The organism is Rhizobium sp. C104 (genome assembly GCF_022354505.1).
Taxonomy (GTDB): domain Bacteria; phylum Pseudomonadota; class Alphaproteobacteria; order Rhizobiales; family Rhizobiaceae; genus Rhizobium; species Rhizobium redzepovicii.
On the sequence record NZ_CP092352.1, the window covers coordinates 637,032 to 651,418 of the forward strand.

Annotated in this window: 12 protein-coding genes and 4 pseudogenes; 10 read left to right on the plus strand and 6 right to left on the minus strand. The window is 55.0% G+C overall.

Annotated features, from left to right (window positions below; genetic code table 11):
• Positions 1 to 8 precede the first annotated feature (8 nt).
• Positions 9 to 271: pseudogene (locus MF410_RS31125) on the minus strand (L,D-transpeptidase); the annotation flags it as partial.
• Positions 272 to 448: 177 nt separating this feature from the next.
• Between MF410_RS31125 and MF410_RS31130 the strand changes: the two are divergent.
• Positions 449 to 1,435: a hypothetical protein gene (locus tag MF410_RS31130; protein ID WP_239620829.1), complete on the plus strand. Its 987-nt coding sequence runs from the start codon at positions 449 to 451 to the stop codon at positions 1,433 to 1,435.
• Between the two features lie 118 nt (positions 1,436 to 1,553).
• Here MF410_RS31130 and MF410_RS31135 read toward each other — a convergent pair.
• Positions 1,554 to 1,821: pseudogene (locus MF410_RS31135) on the minus strand (DUF982 domain-containing protein).
• 333 nt (positions 1,822 to 2,154) lie between these two features.
• Between MF410_RS31135 and MF410_RS31140 the strand changes: the two are divergent.
• From MF410_RS31140 to MF410_RS31160, 5 genes are all read left to right on the plus strand, one after another.
• On the plus strand, positions 2,155 to 2,343 hold the full coding sequence (locus tag MF410_RS31140) for a hypothetical protein (protein ID WP_130696032.1): 189 nt from the start codon (positions 2,155 to 2,157) through the stop codon (positions 2,341 to 2,343).
• Positions 2,344 to 3,297: 954 nt separating this feature from the next.
• A complete protein-coding gene (locus tag MF410_RS31145; protein WP_130696031.1) occupies positions 3,298 to 3,729 on the plus strand; it encodes a hypothetical protein in 432 nt (143 codons plus the stop codon).
• Positions 3,730 to 3,797: 68 nt separating this feature from the next.
• Entirely contained in the window at positions 3,798 to 4,190 is a 393-nt protein-coding gene (locus MF410_RS31150; protein ID WP_130696030.1) for an HIT domain-containing protein, read from the plus strand.
• A 312-nt stretch (positions 4,191 to 4,502) separates the two neighbouring features.
• Positions 4,503 to 5,330, plus strand: a complete 828-nt coding sequence (locus MF410_RS31155; RefSeq protein ID WP_130696029.1) for a hypothetical protein — start codon at positions 4,503 to 4,505, stop codon at positions 5,328 to 5,330.
• Positions 5,327 to 6,169, plus strand: coding sequence for a hypothetical protein (locus MF410_RS31160; protein ID WP_239620832.1), 843 nt, complete (start codon positions 5,327 to 5,329; stop codon positions 6,167 to 6,169). Before MF410_RS31155 ends, MF410_RS31160 begins: the two co-directional genes overlap by 4 nt.
• A gap of 195 nt (positions 6,170 to 6,364) precedes the next feature.
• Here the strand turns inward: MF410_RS31160 and istB are convergent, their stop codons facing one another.
• Both istB and istA read right to left on the minus strand, forming a co-directional pair.
• Positions 6,365 to 7,099 carry an IS21-like element helper ATPase IstB gene (gene istB, locus MF410_RS31165; RefSeq protein ID WP_017996675.1) on the minus strand — a complete coding sequence of 245 codons (735 nt, stop codon included), beginning with the start codon at positions 7,097 to 7,099 and terminating at the stop codon, positions 6,365 to 6,367.
• 5 nt (positions 7,100 to 7,104) lie between these two features.
• Positions 7,105 to 8,598: pseudogene (istA, locus tag MF410_RS31170) on the minus strand (IS21 family transposase); the annotation flags it as partial.
• Positions 8,599 to 8,710: 112 nt separating this feature from the next.
• Between istA and MF410_RS31175 the strand changes: the two are divergent.
• From MF410_RS31175 to MF410_RS31190, 4 genes and pseudogenes are all read left to right on the plus strand, one after another.
• Positions 8,711 to 8,971, plus strand: a pseudogene (locus tag MF410_RS31175) (hypothetical protein); the annotation flags it as partial.
• 547 nt (positions 8,972 to 9,518) lie between these two features.
• Positions 9,519 to 9,803 carry a hypothetical protein gene (locus tag MF410_RS31180; protein ID WP_125849259.1) on the plus strand — a complete coding sequence of 95 codons (285 nt, stop codon included), beginning with the start codon at positions 9,519 to 9,521 and terminating at the stop codon, positions 9,801 to 9,803.
• A 460-nt stretch (positions 9,804 to 10,263) separates the two neighbouring features.
• Complete coding sequence (locus MF410_RS31185; protein ID WP_239620834.1) at positions 10,264 to 11,673, plus strand: ATP-binding protein; 1,410 nt, start codon at positions 10,264 to 10,266, stop codon at positions 11,671 to 11,673.
• On the plus strand, positions 11,670 to 12,194 hold the full coding sequence (locus MF410_RS31190) for a hypothetical protein (RefSeq protein WP_210276407.1): 525 nt from the start codon (positions 11,670 to 11,672) through the stop codon (positions 12,192 to 12,194). Before MF410_RS31185 ends, MF410_RS31190 begins: the two co-directional genes overlap by 4 nt.
• A gap of 811 nt (positions 12,195 to 13,005) precedes the next feature.
• Here MF410_RS31190 and MF410_RS31195 read toward each other — a convergent pair.
• Both MF410_RS31195 and MF410_RS31200 read right to left on the minus strand, forming a co-directional pair.
• Positions 13,006 to 13,506: a YccF family protein gene (locus MF410_RS31195; RefSeq protein WP_125851226.1), complete on the minus strand. Its 501-nt coding sequence runs from the start codon at positions 13,504 to 13,506 to the stop codon at positions 13,006 to 13,008.
• Positions 13,507 to 13,753: 247 nt separating this feature from the next.
• Positions 13,754 to 14,263, minus strand: coding sequence for a hypothetical protein (locus MF410_RS31200; protein ID WP_125851228.1), 510 nt, complete (start codon positions 14,261 to 14,263; stop codon positions 13,754 to 13,756).
• Between the last annotated feature and the right edge of the window lie 124 nt (positions 14,264 to 14,387).

Consider the following 14,387-nt stretch of genomic DNA (forward strand, 5'->3'; position numbering starts at 1 on the left):
GATCCTTATCACCGCTGAACGATCACTTGCGTCCCCGGCTGGACCATCTCGTAAAGCTCCTCGACGTCCTGACGGTACATCCGAAAGTAGCCGCTGGATGCATTGGTGCCGATGGAGGAGGGGTCGTTGGTGCCTGGATGCGGAGGAGTCGGTCAGCAAGATAGATCGCGCGGGTTCCAAGCGGATTTGCGGGACCCGGCTTCACGACTGCCGGGAGCCTTGGGTTCTTCTGCCGCATGCTGGCGGTCGGCCGCCATTCGTGATGCAATCGCTAGTAGTTGCAAATCCTAGAGGGTATCCAGGTGTGGGGTTCGATCCTGATTTCACGGTTGAGCTGGTGTGAAATTCACTCAATTCAAATGCACCTTTTGGGGGAATGTTCAAGGATCCCGGTTGTGCAAATCGATAGCCTGGCGGATTATAGGGCCGGGTTGAGAGGGTCTAAAAAATGAGATTATCACTTTGGGTGGTTGGCGCAGCACTCACCTTTGCTTTTCACGCCAACGCGTCGGGATCAAACTGCCCGTTGGGAATGTACGGTGATGCGGCTTTCAAGAGCGAGCAACACCTCCTAGACCCAATCAAGAACAGCCCCTGGCAGGGAGCGGCTGACGACTTCCCGTATGCTACGGCGAAAATTGGGGGCACCTTTGATCCAATCCGCCTTTGCAGCCGCTCTACTATCGAATATGAAATTCGCCCGACGAATGAGATTTTAGCTGGTGTTCCAACGCAATCGTCTGCCCAATGCCAAGGCAATTGCTCTCACGCCATTTCGCTTCTTTTACCACCGATGACAGCACTCCATTGGCAGTGGCGGGCCAAAATTGACTACTATTGCTTTGATGCCGAAACTGGTCAGTGCTTTGCCACGCCTTCTTTCAGTCAGCGCATCGCATGGAGACCAGGCGAACCAAAGTTTCGTCATTACGGAGCATGGACACCATCTCCAGGTATCGATCATTTCATAGATGAGACCTTCATCGAGTCTGGTACAAATCTCGGTGATGAATCCGAAGACAATTGGACGCACGCGGCCGATGGAATCGCCATGCGATTTGGTTCTAAACCTATTTCCGGCACATCTCAGCATAAGGTGCAGTGGCTTGCGCCTGTACGCTTCGAGGGAAGTGAATACATAGGGGCGGAGTTCCGATCTGCTACAATAACGGACAGGTCCTGTCATGAGGTTATCGCCATCGAAAACTTTGACGAAGGACAAAATGTGGTCGTATGGGACGGCACTATCGAGCCCAACACTCCGTCAGTGCGCCAGCGCAAGTTGATCGATTTGGCTGGATGGCTCCAACCTCGGAAGCACAACTTCAACCAAACGCGTGACGTGGTGCTCCATTATTCTTGCACGTCCGATCAGCCATTTAACTATGGCGCGGACTTCGTTGCCATGACTGCCAGGAACCGCGTCGAGAAGTAACCTCAGCTGGATCAGCTGCCGCTTAAAGGACTACGGCTATGCGGAGCCCCGATCGGCATCGGTCTCAACGCCGTTTCCCCGTCATGCGGATCTCGGCCAGCCGCTTTCCTACCGATTGTCATCGATGAACGACAGTTAAAGCAGCGATGCCCGCCTCATCGGCCGCACGCAATAGCGCTTCTCGGAATTGTTCTGGAGCAATTTGCCCGCTGATTGCATCGACGCAGGCTTTGACGGCGGCGACATATTCCTCGCCGTCATCGGATGGCCAATCCTTGATGAGGATATGTGCCGCATCGCCGAGCGTACATACGATCATTGTGTGTTGTCGGACCGCGCAGAGCTAGCCCGACCGGCGTGAATGCCGACGATGTGTTCCAGCACATGGTCCTCGACCCCTCAAGGTTCGGATACTGTAGTCCCCAACCGCAATATACGCGTGTATCTTAAATCTGGATTGAAAAATATGACCGATGGCTGCTTCGTCGCGGGTTGCCGCCTGCAAAAAGAACGGGCGCTCGACGACCTCATGTCGGAGCGCCCTGGGCTGCGTCGGCCTGTGTTGCGATGACGGACGACGGCAGCATGCTGAGATGACGAGATTTGAAAACAGATTGCAACGACCGGCTGGCGTGGGCCCGAAGGTGCTGAGGGCCATCACCTGCTTTCGGTCCGTTCCCGCCATTGAACACGGCCAATCCCGTGTCTAGGTTTGACGTATGACCAGACTGCACCAGACGATAACTACCTTACTGAGCACCATGGGGCTGATCATTGGCGGCTGGTTGGGTTATCAACTAGCTGGGATACTCGGCGTGCTCATGTTCATGCCTGTCGGCGCTATTGCCGGGCTTTGCGCAGGTCTTATGGGCTGGCGGATAATCGATCTGCTGGCGTTCGTTCCGTAGCATATGTCCGGAGGGGCCGACGTGGGCCGGTCCGTTGTTGCTCATGGCGCGATGTTGCTATCGGATGTTGTTGTCGTACGCCTCGTTGGAGTTCTCATGGGGATCAGGGAGGCGAGATGGGGAGTTTGAAAAGCTTGATCTAATTGTCCAAATCATGAGCAGCACAAGTACGCACGATCCGATGCAAAGCCCGACGAGAATTGCTGCCCAGGTCGCCATCAAGCTCCTCCTACTTTAGCCGGTGATCCTGGTGGTCAAACCCACACGCTCCGTCTTCAGACGTGAGGGCGCAAAGAGAGCATCCTGCTTTCAACCTGAAAGAACGGCGAGTCTCGCCTCAGTCAAAAATATGGCTGCCTCTCATGTGCGCGAGGGCCTTTTAGGGCGCTTTTTCTCCGCACCCCAGAAAGCAAGCCGAGCGTCTGGCGCTTCCTTGATAACGGCAATTTGCATGTGAGCCCGTAGCTCGCTGCGAAAACGCGAGGCATTACGGGCTCCCCACACGCCGATGAAGAGTTCCCCGGAGGCGTCGTTCTTGAAGACCGCTGCACCACCGAATGAGGAAGACAGGCCGCCCTCGCCAACAACGCCTCCATTGCCGTAAACTGCGACGACACGGTTCAGAGGTGCAACACTAATCACGGTGTCGCTGGACGGGGCGAAACCTGAGCTTCTAAAAAGGTAGACCGGGCACGGAGCGGTTGTCATCTGCTGTACATATCCGGATCACGATTACTCGCAAGCGCCCAACCTCGCTTTGTCAACAGGACCTAGAATTCTTCTCTAATGGACACGGTCGGACCGGCGAGGTCACGAATGGGACCACGTCACATCGTCGGCCGTACGACGGGCACGAACTGCACGCTGGAGGTTTCGGCAATAAAGTACCTGTGCGTTGCGTTCCCGTGCGAGACTGCATACATCGTTCTGCAGCCATTTTTGACGCGGTGTTTCATGAGAGTTTTTGGCCGGGTGCTTGTTGGTCTGATTGCCGCAATTGCACTGTTTTTTCTATTTGGCTTTGATGGTTTTTTCGTTGCAGCCCAAGCAGAGGCATCGGCGGGTGGTCGGCCATACTGCATTGGAACCGCTGAGCCAAAAAATGCCGAAACCTATCTACCGGTCACCAAGATCGAAGATTTGTCGTTCCGCCATATGTTCAATAGCCGTGGATTAACAGAAGAGCCAGGCCATGTTGGGGAGCATCATGCGGTGATGGAACTTGGAGAGCCGCTAGGCTTCTTGAATTGGTCTTACCGAGCATTGGCCTTTGTTCCAGAGGTTATCAATCGGCGGTATTTCTTCCGCGAGGAATTAGCTTATCTTGAGCCGCAGCTGCCGTGTGCACCGGTGAAGCACTTCGTCAAATCTCTGAAGCTCTTTTGAGTGGCCGGATTCCCTGTTTGTAGCTCGCCGTCAACGGGCAAGGCGAACGTTATTTGAGGCCACCAACCATGATCTCAAGCTGCCCCTTCTGCCCCTCCAATCGTTCTGGCAAGGACGCTACCCTGCTGGAAAACCGCAGCGCGTATTTCATTCGGAGCCTTGACCCGGTGCTGCAATGCGCGGGGATGATCATTCCCTTGCGACACGTTGCGACGGCGTTCGACTTAACTCAACACGAGTGGCTCGACACATTCGATCTTCTCAGCAGGGCCAAGCTGCTCCTCGATGAGCAGGAGCCGAAAGGTTACAATGTCGGATGGAACATCGGACAGGTTGCGGGGCAGACCGTCCCCCATGTCCATCTTCACATCATCGGACGGTTTTCGGACGAGCCTTTCGCGGGACAAGGAATACGCCATCACCTCAAAAATGAAGAGAATCGTAGAAGGTCCCAACGATAAGGCTTCATGTGCCCAATCGATGTGGTGCTCGCCCGTTGCGGGGATAATTCCGTGCTGAGAATCGAATGTCGTCAGGGGCAGAGATATGATGATCGTGCAGCAACTGCGGCACCCGCATTCATTGATGGTGCTGGTCATAGGTGCGTTCGCCGGGCCACCTTCGACTTTCGCTTAAATCGGCCGCTCCTGAAGGAGGCAAGCTGCGTGCAGTAAAGCCGGTGATTGATTGATTTCGCGGAAAGCGCTAGTCCTTTTTCAACTTATGATCCACAACATGCGTAAGAAATTTCGCATCCTTCCTTATTGAACCCGATGAAACTTACTGACGCACGCATTGGCAAGCTCGACCAAGGCACCATCTTCACCTGCGCCAGGGCCGAGCGGTACCATAACCAACACGTTTATGGTCTGGTTATAACGGCTCGTTGTGATATCGATCAGGCAAAGTTTCCAGTTTTGAACTATATTCCAGTTGTGACCCTGGATGATTGGCTGATGGTTGATGGCTTGGACATCATCAGGGATCGCGCTGAGAAGGAGGCTTTGGGTAAGATCAGGAACTTTCTGAAGGCGCAGTCAGTCGCAGAGAGTGTGTTGATTTCGCAGACGTTGCGCGAATTGCTATCAACCACATTCGCGGATTTGAAAAAGAAAGAGAGAGAAAAATTTGAAGATTTGATTGGCGACTACGACCTTGCGTCGTCCGGTTTTTCGATGGACCACGCCGGTTTCTTCGCTCGATTTGAAAGTCTGAAATCCGGCGTGATTGATGAACTTATCAAGCATAAGGTCGGAGGGTACTATTTTCTACCGAGTGTGTATCCTGGCGAGGCGAGGGACGGTTACGTAGCGCTGCTTCGAGAAGCGACATTCGTCCCGCGAAATCTTGCAATGCTAATTGCAGAGGGGCTTGAGCAAAGCCGGTTTGAGAAGGACGCAGCACTATCCACCGCTAATTGTCTCAGCTTCTCCCGCGACGACTTCGCCATGCCGATCAGCCAAATTCCGTCGCCCGAAATCGAACACCTCTTGCAGAGCTTCTCCCTGATGTTTGGACGCATTGGTCTAGACGATCCTGATCCCGAGCTGGTGAGCGTTCTACGCCAGCGAATTCCAAACCGTGCAGGGGTTACAAAATGAAGTTTTTGATCATTGACGATGCTGCAGTCGACGAAATTGTTTCCAGTAGGACGTTGCAGTCTACCGAGTTTGAGCAAGGAAAGACATTTGCGGCAATTCTGCGCGGCCAAGTCCGGTCGGCTACGTTATCGGCTACACTTTCGATGATCACAGACGCTGATGGAATTGCCTTATTCAGCCCGAAAGTGTCAAAGGACTCCAAGTTCGTAGTTATCGACATCGAGCAGGCGAGGGTCTTTGACAGCTTAAACGAGTCGGAGGCGCTTTTTGCCACTCAAAAACTCTTGAGGTTCATCAAGAAGATTTGGAACGGTCTGAGCCTGACGCATTCGGAGAAAATGATCTCCGGTACTTCGAAGTCGGTCTTATTCCCTTTTCAGTATCGCCCCACACCCTTCCGCATCGTAATTGAGCGAGAGCCGATGACTAATCGGCTGGAGAAACGCGGCGTCGCTGGAAACTTCCTGCTAGTCTATAAGGCAGGCTATGAATTGGGGGAGGCGGCAAAAGAGACCGCCGAACTTACAAACTTTAGAAAGGCCTTCGAGGCACTGCCGCGATTTAGGGAGACCGTCCGTAAGGCGACTGACGATTCCACAGCCGCAGTCGGCGTCAAAGAACTCCAGGTTTCGTTTCTTGATAATCCCAGCGATGGAAATTCTTCGATCTTTAGAGGGTTCGATGAATGGCTGCCTATGCTGACATCGCAGCAAAAAAGCTTCATTGAAGCGAAAATCGTAGGGCCTCACCGCATCGAAGGCGCAGCTGGTACCGGCAAGAACTCTGTGCCTCATGTTGAAAGCGGTCAGCGCTCTGAGGGAGAGGGAAAAGAACAATGAGCCATACCGAGCGGTTTTCATTTCCCATAGCGATGCGACCAAAAAATCCGTAAAGGTGTCAATCAGCACCGAACATTGACCCCTTTTGCTTATCCAATTTTGACCCCCCTGTGCTGTAGATCAGCGCTTGGCCTGCCCGGCGCTGGCCGGGGTTGCAGAGGGTAGGCCAAGTGCGGGTGATGGGGCTCTTCGGCTTTAGCTTTGAGAGCGGTTCTTGAAGCGCCAGGATTCGTTTCCGGTCTCGACGATCTCACAATGGTGCGTCAGGCGGTCGAGAAGTGCCGTCGTCATCTTGGCATCGCCGAACACCGTCGGCCATTCACCGAACGCCAGGTTCGTGGTGACAATGATCGACGTGCGCTCGTAGAGCCTGCTGATCAGATGGAATAGGAGTTGGCCGCCGGCCAGGGCAAATGGCAGGTATCCGAGTTCGTCGAGGATGATGAAGTCGAGACGATTGAGATAGTCGGCCGTCCGCCCTTGCTTGCCGCTGCGCGTTTCCGTTTCCAGCCGATTGACCAGATCGACGACGTTGAAGAAGCGCCCGCGTGTTCCGTTGCGGATCAGTGCACGGGCAATCGCGATGGCGAGATGGCTCTTTCCGGTTCCCGTGCCGCCGACGAGGACGACGTTACGCTGATCGGCGACGAAGGTGCCGGTAGCCAGCTCCCGCACCAGGGATTCATTGACCGGCGTATCGGTGAAGTCGAAATCGTCGATGTCCTTAGCGAGGGGCAGCTTGGCGATGCTGAGTTGGTAGCGAATGGAGCGGGCCTGCTTCTCGGCGATCTCCGACTGCAAGAGATCACCGACAATGCGCGGCGGTTCGTGCTGCCGTTTGATGCCGTTGCCCATGACCTCGTCGTAGGCGCTGCGCATTCCATAGAGCTTCAGCGTGCTCATCAGTTCGAGAACCTGTGTGCGTTCCATCAGCTTGCCCTCCTGAGGCTGTCATAGCGTGCGCAGTCGGCGACCGGTTCATGGGTCAATCGAAGCGCATCCGGGGTTTGCAGGGTTGCGGCCGGAGCCGGGTCACGACTACGAGCCAGAATGTTGATGATCACCGAGGCCGAGCAGACGCCTTGGTCCAGCGCCTCCTGACAGGCCGCATCGACGGCCGTCAGACCATCGGTGGGAACGCATGCAAGGATTGTGACCATTTGCCGATCACCGTCGTGGACGCTCTTCAGGCGCTTGCGGACCTTCTCCATCGCCGCTGGCAACACCCAGTCCCTGAACGGCGCACCATTGCGCAAAGCGCCGGGTTTGCGAGCCAGAACGGGTACATAATGCCAGGGATCGTAGATCGTCTCGCCACGGCCAAAGCAACGCGGATGCTCACCGACGTTCACGCCGTCCTGCCTGATGACGATCTTCTCGGCATAGGCGTGAACCTCAACAGGGCGGCCGACCGCAGTCGAGAGGACGGAGTATTTGTTGTTGTCGAAACGGACCGTGCAGGTCTTCGACACCGAGGCCGGGACGCTGTGGAAACCATCGAACGGCCCGACGTAATGCACGAGGCTGCCGCGTTCCTCCTCGAACACCTGCCAGATCATTCGCTCGGTCTGTTCAGGATGACGGTGTGCCTTGGCGTAAGCGATGCACTTATCGAGCAGCCAGACGTTCAGCTCTTCCAGGCTTTTAACCCGAAGACGTGGTGTGAAGAAGCGTTCTCGAACCAGTCCGACCTGGTTCTCGACCTGTCCCTTCTCCCATCCGGATGCGGGCGTGCAGGCAACGGGATGGACCAGATAGTGGCTACACATCTGCAGGAAGCGGCGATTGTATTGTCGCTCCTTGCCGACGAACACCGCCTCGACCGCAGTCTTCATGTTATCGTAGATGCCGCGCGTACAGGTGCCACGGAAGAAGGCGAAGGCCTTGTCATGGGCATCGAACACCATCTCCTGGCTCTCACGCATATAGGCTCGGGCGAACATCATCCGGCTGTGGCAGAGCCGGACATGCGCGACCTTCACGGTCGTAGTCACCCCGTTGATCAGAATGATCTCGTGGCTCCAGTCGAACTGGTAGGCTTCGCCCGGCGCGTAATAGAGGGGCACATAGGCTTCCGCCGTCACGGCTCCCCGGTTCTTCGCCCAGGTCTTGGCATATCGCCGGATCGCGTCATAACTGCCGTCGTAGCCGAGTGCCCGAACCTCCTCGTAAATCCGGATCAGCGTCAGCCGTTCGCGCGATGCCTTGCCTTCGTTGGCAATGAGGAACCGTTCAATATCACCCTTCCAGGCTCCGATCCTGGGCAACGGTTGATGTTCTCGTTTGTAGACAAAATCAGTCGCATCAGAACGCAGGATTTTGCGAACCGTATTACGCGAAACATTCAGCTCTCTGGTGATCTTCTTCACCGACCAGCCCTGAACATGGAAGGCTCGTCGGACACGGGCAATCGTATCCACTCTCTTCAACTCCCCACCCCATCCACTGGCAAAAGCCGGATGGTCGGATGAAATCCAAGGGGGGTCAAAATTGGATAAGTATCACCCCGCCAGAGGGGTCAACATTCCATGCTTAAACACACCAGAGCTGCAACGGCTTCGCTCAGCTGTTTCAGACGCCATCTGGTTCGAAGATTGGCGTCCAAAGCCGCCGCGAATAGCTCACATCACATTGTTCAGGTTCTCGGCCGAGGAACAGTTGCCAGCGCTCCCCGGCGATGCTGGGTTGTTGCCCATCGAAGGCAACGTGAACGCCCTTCAATTGGTGAAAGAGAAAATTTACCCGAGCGTCGAAGTCGATGTGCTTGGCCTACCGTCGTGTCTGGGCACAAGCGCATCGTGACGCCCGGTTCAATACAGACGGAACGTGCTCCGCGCCAATCTCTTTGTAACATCGAACTGATTTTCCGTTGAATCAGTGCATTTATACCCTTTTTCGGAGTTGAACCACTTTACTGTGCCTGTTGGCACTACAAGTCCTGGAGTTGATTTGCGGCACAAAAATAGCCCCGTTGGCCCGTGCCTACTTAGTTTTGAAGGGCATTAGATTGCGGAATCTGCTGGGCTGCAGAATTATTCGCTCCCATGCGATCAAACACAACGGGCGCTCGACCCGATTTGGGGAGCGCCCGTATGTTGCTACCGACGGCAAAAACCGAGTGATCGGCAGGCCGTCCGCGTGAGGCGGTTGATTACCTATCAAGCCTGAGTCTAGCAATCCCACTTTTTGCATCCCAGCTATGCTCTGTCCGCCGCATTGCGCGTTGTCGGTCTCACATCAAGGGTGCCGGTAGAGACTCGGTATGCGAGAGCACTTGGTGCCTTACATCCACCGTTGCGGCCCACAGAAGTGAGAAGCACACTGGCAGCAGTGCAATTGAGCTAGACCGATGTGGATACGCCTCGAAAAAGATGAACTCGATCAGATTCTGAAATCTATTCCGGAAGGGCCACTGGCAGAAAAACTGCGAAAGCCAGTGGATCCAGACACTGCGGCATTCGCCGCAGCGGTGCAAATCAGCGACGATCTCGAGGTCGATTTGGACACGATCATATCTCGCGGCGGCGACGACGGTGCATTCGTTATGAGCTGGACATGGGTTTCGAGCGAACAGGCAGGGCTGCGTCCATCCAATGACGACGGAGAAGAGCTCCACAAGGATCTTGGCCTTTAACGGCAAAAGTCGGGGCTGCTGTTCTGCTGAGCGAAATTTACCGTCCAAGCAGGTGGCGCGAATAACGCCCCAGAAAGTACGAGTTTGAGCTTGACGCGCCTGGATCAGTTCTCTATTCGTTCTCGTATGGATATTCTCGCTCGAACCTTGATACGAATAGATCGCTGAACTCCCGCCTGTGGGTTTCATCGCTGTTTTTCGTTGAGGGTTCATGATGAGCATCTCTGTTTCTGATCGCGGTTTTGCGGTCACAGCTATCCAGGCTTTCCCTTATCCATACCGTAGCCCAATCTCTGATCAGGCCATCATTTCCGATGTGGTTGGTGGACTATCGCGGATTGGGGGAGTTGGCTCGTCAACACGGACGAAACCCAGGCAGTTACAGCGGGACGGATAGCAGGCCACACAGGAACTCTGATTCCTCTGCGTCAATCCCTGCTGTCCAATCCGTGGTGTAACTATGTCTCAGAAAAGCCCAACGCGAAATGAACGCGTCCGTGCGACCGTAAAAGACTTCGCCCTTCACCTGACAACGCAACGCGCGTTGAAGAAAATCCCGAGCTTCGTGACGGCTGACGTCGGTGTCCTGGTGCTCATCAGTCCGGACAACTCAGATCCCCATGAGCACATCAATGCAGCTCGGCTGGTTTTATTCGGTGAGGAGGACGAGACGAATTTTGGCCCGGTTGCCTCGTGCTGGTTCAGCCAGGGAGACACTTTGTTGGACAATGAGAGAAAATTTAAGAATGAATGCGAAGGCCGACCAAAGGCTCTCGTGATCTGCCCAAACAGAGAAGATATCCCTAGAAATCTACGACTTGCACTCGACTGGATTGTGGATATCGAACCCGTGCGACCCGGCGACCTGAAGGCCGCATGTGGCGAGATCCTAGATATGAAGGTCAGCTATGGGCAAGCCAAACGATTGCTAAAATATCCTATCAAGGATCTTGTCATCGCCCTGAGACCGTGGCGTCCAGTGGATGAGACCTTACGTCGATTACGGCGAGAGGCACGCGCCGAGGCCATTGCCGACCCCGAGCCGGTCAAACGGGCAGAACTCCGTGCAACGCCTCGGCTGGAGGACATGCATGGCTACGGTCCAGCTAAGGAGTGGGGTCTCCAACTCGCTAAGGATCTGGCTGACTGGCGGGCAGGGATCTTGTCGTGGGACGATGTCGACCGTGGGCTGCTGCTCAGTGGGCCTCCAGGTGTTGGCAAAACCATCTTCGCCCAAGCCCTGGCGAAAACCTGTGGCGTCACGTTTGTCGCGTCCTCACTAGGGCAGTGGCAAGCCAAGGGACATCTCGGCGATCTTCTCAAGTTGAGGAGGTCGGATTTCGCCCGGGCGAAAGCAGACGCGCCGAGCATCATGTTCGTGGACGAACTCGACAGCTTCGGCGATCGCGAAAGCTTCGACCATGATAACAAGTCCTACTCTACGCAGGTGGTGAACGCATTCCTCGAGTGCTTGGATGGAGCAGGGGGGCGGGAAGGGGTGGTCGTCATCGGCGCGACGAACAATCCGTCGGATATTGATCCAGCGATCCGTAGAGCTGGCCGCCTCGACAAACATGTCGCCATTCCATTGCCGGACGCTAACGATCAAATCGCCATCATTGAAAGTCTGATCGGTGAAGTGCCGTTTACATATGACCGGACGGCGCTTGCTATGCAGACACGAGGAATGACCGGCGCTGACCTTGCCAAGTTGGTTCGTGATGCCAAACGCGCCGCACGCTTGCGACGAGAGCCGCTGAATCTGTCGGATTTGACAGCCAACTTACCGGAGCTTGTCCCTCTCGCCGGTGACTTTCGGAAATCTTTGCTATCCACGAGGCCGGTCATGCAATTGTTGGCCGACGTCTGAGTTGCGGCGAGTTCCTATTCGTCGAGATCGCCGATCAACTGAACCCAAGTGTAAACATCCAGAGAGCAGGTGGCTCGGTATTTCAGAACTCTGCGCTTCGGTTTCGGGGTCGACAGTCCTACGTGGACGAGATCTGCCTGCTACTCGCTGGCATCGCAGCGGAACAGCTTCTGATTGGCTCGCACGGCGAGGGAGCTGGGATGGGTTCCGAAAGCGATCTGGCTCGGGCAACGGCGCTTGCGACAAAAATCGAGGTGCAGGTCGGAATGGGCGATAGTCTTGTCCAACGGGCGACCGAGGTTAGTCCTCAAGTAGTCGCCGCCGTCGTAGCGAACTCGACGTCAGCCCGGAAAATTGATGAAATTCTGCAGGTTGAGCTCAGCCGTGCGCGGGAAATTCTGATGGCTGAACGAGAGCTGTTGCTCAAGGTCACCGATGAGCTCGACCAAGGTGCAGTCGTAACGGCAGAGAGGATCAGAGCCCTTGAGGAGGAGGGTGCTTCGCGTCGTCTCGCAAGCTAGCTCGTCCGCATGTGAATGGGCAAGATGCTCGCCGCCTTGGGATGGTTTCTTTTGACGGGCTTTTTTCACGCAATGAAGGGGCGTGGACCTGGCTTTCAACTCCTGGAGGCATCGACTTCAATTTGGCTGGAGCGTGCTGATGCAGTCCCCGTAATAGGTTAGCGTATTTTGTTTCGGAGCGCTCACTGAGACATTTGCCGGTAGTCGCAGCGAAAATGTGAAGGACTGCGTGCCGTATTCCGCCGACATCAGGCTAGATCCAACGCTCAGCGGGACTGGTTTCGATTGACCCATCTGCAAGGTGTTATCGGACGCTCCCATCCCGCCCCGAAAAGTCAGAATCATCAGAGGGAGCTTTTCAAATTTGCACGTCACAATGACAGGTTCGGCGGCCGAGGCGCTCGCAGCAAGCAAGAAGGGGGAGGACGTGAGCAGCGCGGCGGTGAGCAACGATGTCCTGTTCAATACCTGAACTCCGGCTCCGAAGACGATGCATCCGCTTCCATGTCGATGCAACCCTTTAGGATGCTGTACGAGGAGTCACTCGATCGCGCGACCTCGTCGCAGTAGCTCTTCGCGCTTTCTGCGATCTGGCCCCACGACGACTTGAGCGTATCGTAGGCTTCCTGTTCCATTGAAAGGCACCCATTGTAGATGGTGCGCGATCCGCCACTCACCTCGGATACCTTAGAACAGTAGCTTGGAGGATCGTACCGTGGAATGGAGTCCGCGTGCGCCGCACCGTTGAAGGCAAGCACTGCGCCAAAAACGAGGCCCCACTTCATATTGTTTTCGAGCGGCGGTGACCGGCTCATTTTGCGGCCATAACGCTTGTGCCGCCACTCTTTGCACGGATCTTGTTGAACTTTTCCTGGGCGTTGTGCTCTCGCGCGATCCGCGCCATTTCGACGGATACCACCCGGCGGCCCACTGGCCAGAAGCTGAGACCAGCGAGCTTGAACGATTGAAGTCCGAACGGGATGGTGATGATGAAAATGCAGTTGATCACGCCAGCGACCAAATGACCGACGAACAAGCCGATACCGAAGGTGCAGGCCCAGATGACATTTACGACGAAACCAATCGTTCCTGTCAGCGCGGTCACGGCAGTGACGCCTTTCCCGTCGAGCTCACGAACGTGAACGACTTCCTTGCCAAAAGGAAACGCTGACAGCTTAGCCATCTCAATAGCTCCACGCGACAGCGGCAAGCCCACGATCGTGAGCGCGAAGAGCACGGCTCCGAGTAACCACATCAGGGAAAGTACAGCGCCCCCGAAGACAAACCAGATGATATTTCCCACGAATCGCATTTGAGCCCCTCAACCAAAACACGAGTTTTAGTTGAACAATCGGCTGGTGGAAGTCAATCGGAATGCGCGAGTTGCGGACAGGCTGTCGGTCGTTTCCTTCGCTCCCGAATAGATGGTGGGAACGGAGTACGGCGGTGGTAGACCGACAGGACCGCCGCGTCGGCAGGCCTTACCCCCTGGCCAACTTCGAACAATGGCTTCATGTAATCTCTTCCCTGATTTGCCTGAAGCGCCGTCCAGGTTTCACTCAATCCAACGGAAAATATGGATGGTAATTTTCGTAGGTGGAAAATACATTGACTGAGCCGTCACTGTTCAAGGCAATCCGGTTCAGGGCATCCTGCAGATCCTCTTCGCGCATGACAGAAGCCACGCTCACAAGGTCTTTAGCCAAAGTCCTCAAAGCTAACGCTTTAATGCGAGGAGAAAAGTAGTCGTGAACCTGAAAGCAAGTCTCGAAATATCGTAGATCCCGGTCGTCGGTTTTGCGTTTTCTGTCCGGCGAGTTGAAGTAGACAGAATCCGAATCCTCAAGTGTTTGAGTATCCAGATCGCAATAGTAAGCATAGCGCGAGCCGCCTTCAAACGGCGGAATTCGATCGTCGAAGCCATCTTTTTGTAATTCTACATCGAGGATCGCCCAAGCCTCGCTAACGGCAGATATTGCCAACTCCAATGCTTGTGCCCGTATCGGTTTCGACCAGTGCTCCTTTTCCTTCTCGGTGTAGGAGCAATTTGGGGGGTCAGTGCAATCCATCTGTCAGGCGCTCTGCTTAGGTAGTTTCAATACTGTGTCGATCGGCGTTCGGAAGCAAACGACTATTTCTCCGCGAAGCCAAGATGTCTAAACGGCTATTCGAACACGTCTGCAAAAAGGCTTA